Origin of the sequence: Fusobacterium sp. (genome assembly GCF_030528405.1) — a bacterium.
Classification (GTDB): domain Bacteria; phylum Fusobacteriota; class Fusobacteriia; order Fusobacteriales; family Fusobacteriaceae; genus Fusobacterium.
In genome coordinates, this window is sequence record NZ_JAUMYY010000053.1 from 1 (window position 1) to 8,386 (window position 8,386).

Below are 8,386 nucleotides of genomic sequence, written 5' to 3' on the forward strand. Positions count from 1 at the left end.
TTTCAGAAATGAAGACTTGAAATTCATTTTATAATTTCCTTAGGAATTAAAAAAACTTCAAGTTAAAAACTTGAAGTTTAATCTCTTGCTTCATAAAGTGGAAGATTATATTTTTCAAATATATCTTCTGCTTTTTTAATTTCTTCTTTTGTTGGCGTTGGTGTATCTTTTAGTTTATATTCTCTATTAGTTTTTTCCCATTTATAGAAAGCCATTTGATGGAATGGAAGTATATCAACCCTTTTTACTACATCAAATTTAGAAACAAATTTAGCCCAATTATCTAAATCTTTGTTATCATCTGTATAACCTGGAACTAAAACATATCTAAGCCAAGTAGGTTTATTTATTTCTTGTAAATATTCTAAAAATTTTAAAGTGGGTTCTAAATCAACAGATGTAAGTTCTTTATACATTTTCTTATCAATATGTTTAATATCAAGTAAAACTAAATCCGTATATTCTAAAACTTCTTTAGTATGTTCATCAAAAATATAGCCTGATGTATCAAGAGCTGTATGGATTCCTTCAGCTTTACATAGTTTAAAAAGTTCTGTTACAAAACTTGCCTGTAAAAGTGGTTCACCACCAGAAACAGTTATTCCTCCTGTTAGAAAGCCTTTAACTTTATATAATTCTTTCATAACTTCTTCAGGAGTTTCAATATAATTTTTTCCTCTTAAATCCCAAGTATCAACATTGTGACAGTATAAACATCTTAAGGGACAACCTTGTAGAAAAACTACAAATCTTATACCTGGACCATCTTTTGTTCCAAATGATTCAAATGAATTAATATAACCTTTCATCTCTTTCTCCAATATAGTTTAATATTATAAAATTTATTTTTTATAAGTTAAGAGGGCTACTGCATTTTAAAGATTAGATAACTTTTATATTTAAGCATAAAAGTTTAAATAAATCCAATTTGCAATAGCCCTATTTTATTAATTTATTACATTTTATTACTAATAGTTCTATTTATAACATCTAATTGTTGTTCTTTAGTTAATTTTATAAAGTTAACCGCATATCCAGATACTCTAATTGTTAATTGAGGGTAATTTTCTGGACGAACCATAGCGTCTTCTAGTAATTCTCTTCCAAAAACATTTACATTTAAATGATGACCAGATTGTTTAAAATATCCATCTAATAAACCAACTAAGTTATTTTTCTTTTCATCGTCAGTTTTTCCTAAAGTTTCAGGAGTGATAGCAAATGTATAAGAAATTCCATCATTCGCATCTTCAAATGGTAATTTAGCAACTGAAGCTAGTGAAGCAACTGCACCTCTAGTATCTCTTCCATGCATTGGATTTGCACCTGGTCCAAATGGTTCTCCAGCTCTTCTTCCATCAGGAGTGTTTCCTGTTTTCTTTCCATAAACAACGTTTGAAGTTATTGTTAAAACTGATTGTGTTGGCTCAGCATCTCTGTACATTTTGTGTGATCTGATTTTGTTCATAAATGTTCTTACCACTTTAACGGCTAATTCATCTGTTCTATCATCATTATTTCCAAAAGGTACATAAGGTTGTTCAACAACATAATCAACAGCATCTCCATCTTCATCTCTTATTACTCTTACTTTTCCGTATTTTATTGCTGCAAGTGAGTCAGCAACAATTGAAAGACCTGCTATACCACAAGCTTCGGTTCTTTTAATATCTAAAGAGTGTAGTGCCATTTCTAAAGCTTCATAAGAATATTTATCATGCATATAGTGAATAATATTCAAAGCTTTTACATAAGTCGAAGCTAACCAAGTTAACATCTTATCATATTTTTCCCATACTTCATCAAAGTCTAAATATTCACCAGTAATTTTTTCAAATTGTCCTTCTGGAGTAACTTGAACTTTTTTTAATTCATCTTTACCACCATTTATGGCATAAAGCAATGCTTTAGGAAGATTTGCTCTTGCTCCAAAAAATTGCATTTGTTTTCCTATTGCCATAGGAGAAACACAACATGCTATTCCATAGTCTTCACCAAATTGTGGTCTCATAATATCATCATTTTCATATTGTAAAGAAGAAGTGTCTATGGAAACTTTAGAACAGAATTTTTTCCAATTTTCTGGTAATTTTTCACTCCATAAAATTGTTAAATTTGGTTCAGGAGCAGTTCCTAAATTGTAAAGTGTATTTAAATATCTAAATGCATTTTTTGTAATCCAAGATTTTCCATCATTAGTCATTCCACCTATTGATTCAGTAACCCATACTGGATCTCCTGAGAATAGTTGATCATATTCTGGAGTTCTTAAAAATCTTACTATTCTAAGTTTCATAACAAAATGGTCTATAAATTCTTGAGCATCTCTTTCTGTTATTCTGCCTTCTTTTAAATCCCTTTCAATATATATATCTAAAAATCCAGCAGTTTTCCCTAAACTCATAGCCGCACCATTTTGATCTTTAATTGCTCCTAAATAAGCAAAATAAGTCCATTGAATAGCTTCTTGAGCAGTTTCAGCTGGTCTTGAAATATCAAAACCATAAGCCGCAGCCATTCTTTTTAATGCCTTTAAAGCTTCTAATTGCTCAAACATTTCTTCTCTATTTCTTATTACATCTTCTGTCATTTCTTCAGGATCATAAGCATCAAATTCTTTTTTTCTTTCTGCTATTAATTTATCTACTCCATAAAGAGCAACTCTTCTATAATCACCTATTATTCTTCCTCTACCATATGCATCAGGTAGACCAGTAATAACTCCTGTACTTCTTGCAGCTTTTATAGTTGGTGTATATGCAGAAAAAACACCTGAATTATGGCTTTTTCTATATTTTGTATAAATTTCTTCAGTTTGTGGATCTAATTTATAGCCAAATGCCTCTAATGAATTTTGAACCATTCTTAATCCACCATTTGGAAATATAGCTCTCTTTAAAGGAGCATCTGTTTGTAATCCTACTATTGTTTCTAAATCTTTACTTATGTAACCTGCACCATAAGCATCAATTTTTGAAGGAATTTTAGTTTCAGCATCGTAAATTCCTTTTTGTCTTTCAATTTTTAACATTCCACTTAAAATATCCCATAACTTTAAAGTATTTTCAGTTGGACCTTCTAAGAAAGATTCATCACCAGTATATTCAGTGTAATTTAATTTTATAAAATTACTTACATCAATACTATTTTGCCACTCACCCGCATTAAAACTTCTCCAAGCTTCCATTTGTTACCACCTTTCAACTATGTTTTTAAATTATATTATTATTTATATATATGTATTTTGTATTTTCTGTAAATCTTATTCAGAATTACTTAACATAAGTTTACTATGATTTAAATTTCTTTTCAATTTATTTTAAATTCAAAATTTATTTAGGTCAAAAATTAATCTTTTTCTAAGTAAAAATTGTTTATTTTTTTACTATTGTATACAGTATTCTTTAAAAATATATTTTTTATTTTTATTTTCAATATTTTTATAAAAAGTGATTTGTTAAAATTTTAAGCTATCTTTTATGAAAAATTTTTTATTAGTAAAATTTTTACAGCTAAAAAACTATTTTAATTTGAAAATCTATGTTAAAATAAACAGAAGAAAATTTTAAAATGAGAGGTAATTTTATGAATAAAATATTTGGTTATGATATTAAAGATATTCCTTATATCAATAGGTTAAAAAATAGAATATTTATTGGGACTCTTATTATAGTTTTATTACTTAATCTTTTTATATCATTGACGTTAAATTTTAAAAAAGTAGCAGATGAATCTCTTTTTAACCCTTTTATAATAGTAGACTTACAGCATAACCTAAATGAAGAAGATAAAAATCAAATAGAAACTCATATATTGACATTAAAAGGAGTTTCTGCTGTTAGATTTATGGATAAAAAAATAAGTTTTTCTCTTTTACAAAATGATTTGAATATATCTATACCTGAATCAACAAATCCTTTGTTTGATTCAATGATAGTCTATTTAAAAGATATAAGTTTAGCTGATAAAATCCAGGAAGAACTAGAATCTAAAAAAGAAATTAAAGAAGTTTATAAAGAAAACGAATTTTTTGAAAAGGAAATAGAAAAAGGTTTAGTATTTTCTATAATTCAGATTTCTAGTGCTGTAGTGGCATTTCTACTTGCTATAATTTCAATAATTTTATTTAATTTAAATATAGGCATAGAATTTTTAAACTCAGTAAATACTGGAAAAGATTTTCATACTACAATTAGAACTGCTAAAATTAGAAATCTTTTAAGCTTTTCTTCAGCTACAATAGTAGGAACTTTAACATTTTTTAATATATATGCATATTTTAGAAAGTATATCTTCACAAATTATTTTAATCATACAATGTTATCTCTATGGCAAATTTTTTTATTTCATATAGCGGCAATTTTATTTTTAAACTTTATTGTTTGGATATTACCTGCAAATATTTTAAAAATTGATGGAGGAGAAGAATGAGAAAATCAGTTATATTTCTTTTTCTCTTTATATTTTCTACTACGCAAATTTATTCTGATAAAACTATAAATGAAATGAATAAAAAAATTAAAAATATTGACGCAGAAATTAATAAGAAGAATACTCGTATAAAAAATATAAATACAGAAACCTCGAAATTGGAAAAGTCTATAAAAGAATTAGAAGCAGAAATAAAAAAAATTGAGTTAGAAAGAAAAGAAATTGAGTTAGAGATTGAAATTGTAAAGAAAAATATAGATTATGGAGAAAAAAATCTAGAGATATCTATTCGAGAACACGATAAAAAAGAATTAGAATATATTGCTAAAATAATAGCATGGGATAAATATGCAAAAGTTCATTCAAAAGAATTAGAAGCTAAGTTGCTCTTAAAGAAAAATTATAGAGAAGTTTTACACGGTGATTTGCAAAGAATGGAACATATTGAAAAAGTTACAGGCAGTATAAAAGAAGTCAAGGAAAAAATAGAAATAGACAAGAAAAAATTAGATAATTTGAGAAATGAATTAGCTGCAAATTTAAAGAAAAGTGATTTAAAGAAAGAAGAACATAAAAAATTAATTCAAAAATTAAATATTGAGAAAAAAGATCATCAAACAAGTATTAGTAAACTTCAAAAAGAAAAGCAAAGAATTTCTAAAGAAATAGAAAGAATAATAAAAGAAAATATTAGAAAACAAGAGGAGGCAAGAAAGAAAAAAGAAAAAAGCAGTGGAAAAAGCACAACTAGTCCTACAAAACCTAAATCTAGCATTACAAATGTTGAAGCATATAAAAAAATAGGAAAAACAAAAAAACCTGTTGAAGGTAAAATAGTTGTGTATTTCAATGAAAAAAAAGCTGGGGTTGTTGAAAGCAATGGTATTGAAATTAAAGCCAAGGTTGGAGCCAATGTTGTAGCTGCAAAAGCAGGTGAAGTAATTTATGCAGATAAGTTTCAAGGTTTAGGAAGAGTAATTATGATAGATTATGGAAATAACATAATAGCTGTCTATGGAAATCTAATTGCTACAAAAGTTTCTGTGAACTCTAAAGTTACTGCGGGTCAATCAATAGGTGCTTTAGGGCTTTCAAGTGATAAGGAACCAAATTTATACTATGAATTGAGAGTAAATTTGAAACCTATAGATCCTTTACCGACATTTTAAGAAATTTAAAGGCTGTTGTAAATTTAGTTTTTAAAGTTTTGTATTGATATCCATATAATTTTAATATCTTTCAAAGCAATGTTTTCAAAGATATTGAAGTATTATATTTATACTACTAAATAAAACTTGTGAAATTTTAAAATACAACAGTCTTTTTATTTTTTAATATAAGAAATGTGTGATAAAATAATATAAATAAATATCTATGGAGAGAAAATTTATGAAAAATATTTGTATTATTCACAACGACCAAAAAGAGAGTGCTATCAAGATACTTGAAGATGTAAAAAAATATTTAGAAAATAAGGGAATAAAGACAATTCCTTTAAAGCAATTACTAAAGGCAGATTATGTTATTGTAATTGGTGGTGATGGGACACTTTTAAGGGCTTTTCAAAAGTTAAAGAATAAAGAAGCTAAAATAGTAGCTATTAATGCAGGAACCCTTGGTTTTATAACTGAAGTTAGGAAAGATTTATACAAGGAAATTTTAGATAATATTTTGAATGATGATATCTGCATAGAAGAAAGATATTTTTTAGAAGTGAAAATTGGAAAAAAAACTTATGAAGCATTGAATGAAGTATATTTGACTAAAGATAACATAAAAAGAAATATAGTAAGTTCTGAAATTTTTGTTGAAGACAAATTTTTGGGGGAATTTAAAGGAGATGGAGTAATTTTATCTACTCCTACAGGTTCAACAGCCTATTCTCTTTCAGCAGGGGGTCCTGTTGTTACTCCAGAGTTAAAATTATTTTTAATAACTCCTATAGCACCACATAATTTAAATACAAGACCACTTATTTTATCTGGTGATTTAAATATAAAACTTAACTTATCTTTACCAAGTGAACAGGCATATATAACAATTGATGGAAATATTCATCATAAAATAAACAGTAAAGATATTATAGAAATAAAATATTCAAAAGAAAAATTAAAACTTGTTATTCCTAAAAAAAGAAATTATTATGAAGTACTGCGTGAAAAATTAAAATGGGGAGAAAACTTATGTTAAAAGAGCTTAAAATTGAAAATTTAGCTATTATTGATGAATTAGATTTAGATTTTGAAAAGGGATTTGCAGTACTGACTGGAGAAACAGGAGCAGGAAAATCTATAATTTTAAGTGGAATAAATCTATTAATTGGTGAAAAGGCAACTATTGATATGATAAGAGAAGGAGAAGAAGGTTTACTTGCTCAAGGTGTCTTTGAAATAAATGATGAACAAGCTAAAAATCTTGAAGTACTTGGAATAAGCACAGAAAATAATGAAGTTATAGTTAGAAGGCATTTAAGTTCGGCAGGAAAGGCTAAAACTTTTGTTAACAATGTAAGAGTATCTACAAATGATTTAAAAAATATAATGTCTAATTTAGTTGATATAGTGGGACAACATTCTCATCAAATGCTCCTTAATAAAGCGAATCATATCAAACTTTTAGATAGTTTTTTAACTAAAGAAGATAGAGAAATTAAAGAAAAAATAGAGAATTTAGTTAAAGAATATAAAAATATTCAAGAGAGAATAAATTTAATTTTAAGGAATAAAAAAGAAATTTTAGAAAAAAAAGAATTTTATGAATATCAGTTACAAGAAATTGAAAAATTGAAGCTTATTTCAGGCGAAGAAGAAATATTAGAAAAAGAATATAAAAAAGCATTTAATGCTGAAAAAATAAGAGAAAAGCTTTTTGATGCTCTAGACTATTTAAAAAATGAAGAAAACTCAACTCTTTATACTTTAACAGAAGCTAAAAGAAATTTAGAATATTTAGATAAATATGATAAGAAATATGGAGAAGTAGCTAAAAAATTAGAAAATATTTACTATGATTTAGAAGATTGCACTGATAGTCTTGAAGATTTAGGAGCTAATATTTCTGGCATCGATGATGTAAATTTAGAAAAAGTAACCTCAAGGATAAATAGCTTAAAGAGAATTAAGGAGAAATATAAAAGAGATATTTCTGAACTTATAGTATATAGGGAAGAGTTAAAAAAGAAACTTTCACTTTATGAAAAAAGTGATTTTGAAATTAAAGATTTAGAGTTTGTATTAAATAAATGTAAGAGTAATTATGATAACCTTGCTAATATTTTACATAGAAAAAGGAAAGAAATTGCTTTAATAATTGAAGAGGAATTACTTAGAGAATTAAAATTTCTAAATATGGAAAATGCACTTTTAAAAATTGATATAAAAAAAGAAAATAAAATATCAAATGAAGGTTTTGATGAAGTAGAATTTTTTATATCAACAAATTTAGGGCAGAGTCTTAAAGCACTTTCTAAAATTGCTTCTGGTGGAGAAGTGAGTCGTATTATGTTAGCACTTAAAGTTATTTTTTCAAAGGTAGATAATATTCCTATTTTAATTTTTGATGAAATAGATACTGGTGTTGGAGGAGAAACTGTAAGAAAAATCGCACTTAAATTAAAAGAAATAGGTATGAGTACTCAAATAATATCTATTACTCATTCCCCAGTTATAGCAGCTAAAGCAAGTCAACAATATTTTATTGAAAAATATATAAAAGATAATAAGACTATAAGTAGAGTCAGAAAGTTAGGAAATGATGAGAGAGTGAAGGAAATAGCAAGAATGATGGTTGGTGAAAATACTGAGACAGCAGCCCTTGAAATTGCATATAAAATGTTAAATGAGGATTAATTATGGAAGGTTATTCTAAATTGATAGAAAAATTTTTAGAGGATTTATATTTAAAAAAAAACATATCAGATTCTACAGCTATAGCTTATGAAAAGGATTTAAGTGAC

General features: G+C 26.4%; 6 protein-coding genes. 4 read left to right on the plus strand and 2 right to left on the minus strand.

Translation table 11 applies throughout. The annotated features are described in order from the left end of the window. Positions 1-77: 77 nt before the first annotated feature. Positions 78-809 carry a pyruvate formate-lyase-activating protein gene (gene pflA / locus Q4A58_RS07475; protein WP_303117997.1) on the minus strand — a complete coding sequence of 244 codons (732 nt, stop codon included), beginning with the start codon at positions 807-809 and terminating at the stop codon, positions 78-80. Between the two features lie 146 nt (positions 810-955). Further along, the gene (gene pflB / locus Q4A58_RS07480; RefSeq protein ID WP_303117999.1) at positions 956-3,187 is read right to left on the minus strand and encodes a formate C-acetyltransferase; all 2,232 of its coding nucleotides are present in this window, start codon (positions 3,185-3,187) and stop codon (positions 956-958) included. A 398-nt stretch (positions 3,188-3,585) separates the two neighbouring features. Between pflB and Q4A58_RS07485 the strand changes: the two genes are divergently transcribed. The 4 genes from Q4A58_RS07485 (at position 3,586) to recN (ending at position 8,279) form a co-directional block, all read left to right on the plus strand. Next, the gene (locus Q4A58_RS07485; RefSeq protein ID WP_303118000.1) at positions 3,586-4,431 is read left to right on the plus strand and encodes a permease-like cell division protein FtsX; all 846 of its coding nucleotides are present in this window, start codon (positions 3,586-3,588) and stop codon (positions 4,429-4,431) included. Beyond that, complete coding sequence (locus tag Q4A58_RS07490; protein WP_303118001.1) at positions 4,428-5,600, plus strand: murein hydrolase activator EnvC; 1,173 nt, start codon at positions 4,428-4,430, stop codon at positions 5,598-5,600. Before Q4A58_RS07485 ends, Q4A58_RS07490 begins: the two co-directional genes overlap by 4 nt. Before the next feature lie 220 nt (positions 5,601-5,820). Beyond that, positions 5,821-6,621, plus strand: coding sequence for an NAD(+)/NADH kinase (locus Q4A58_RS07495; protein ID WP_303118003.1), 801 nt, complete (start codon positions 5,821-5,823; stop codon positions 6,619-6,621). Beyond that, on the plus strand, positions 6,600-8,279 hold the full coding sequence (gene recN / locus Q4A58_RS07500; RefSeq protein ID WP_303118005.1) for a DNA repair protein RecN: 1,680 nt from the start codon (positions 6,600-6,602) through the stop codon (positions 8,277-8,279). Before Q4A58_RS07495 ends, recN begins: the two co-directional genes overlap by 22 nt. Positions 8,280-8,386 lie beyond the last annotated feature (107 nt).